General features: G+C 65.4%; 1 protein-coding gene. It reads right to left on the bottom strand.

The annotated features are described in order from the left end of the window. Positions 1-567, bottom strand: a 567-nt coding sequence (locus tag NKJ55_RS35530) for a condensation domain-containing protein (RefSeq protein WP_352453946.1), incomplete at both ends; no start/stop codon positions are given.

The raw sequence follows: 567 nt of genomic DNA, 5'->3' as shown, positions 1-567 counted from the left end.
CCAGCATCGTCCGGAAGAACTCTTCATGCGCCTTGGCATCGACCCCCAACCGCGCCTGCGCCACCAGATTGCGGAACGGCTGCGGCGCGCCAAGCTCATGCGCGCGCCCCTCCAGAACCGCCTGCACCTCGGCATGCATCACTTCCAACGTCGTGTGATCCCCGATCAGATGATGCTGCAGTTCCAGCAGCAGCCAGCGCCCGCTGCCCGGCTCGCGCGCGATCACGACGCGCAACAACGGCGCCCGGCCAAGGTCGATGCGGTACTGGCGCGGATCGAACCGCCGCTTCATTTGTTCATGAGGGGGACGGTCATCTTCATCAAGCTCGACCTCGAGCACCTCCAGGGCCGCCTTGCGCCACACCACCTGGGCCGGGCTCGACAGCCCCTCCCAGACAAAGGCCGTGCGCAGAATGTCGTGACGATCCACCACCTTTTGGAGCGCACCAAGATAGCGCTCCAACAGGTCACGGTCGGCAAAGGCCATCTGCGACACCAGCAGGTAGGGATCGCCCCGCCCGGCCAGAAGATGATGGAACAGGATGCCGTCCTGCAGCGGCGACAGGC

The sequence above is a fragment of the Mesorhizobium sp. M0106 genome (assembly GCF_040322715.1).
Lineage (GTDB): Bacteria > Pseudomonadota > Alphaproteobacteria > Rhizobiales > Rhizobiaceae > Mesorhizobium.
Note: the sequence above shows the minus strand (reverse complement) of the source record. Positions and strands in the feature narration are given on the sequence as shown.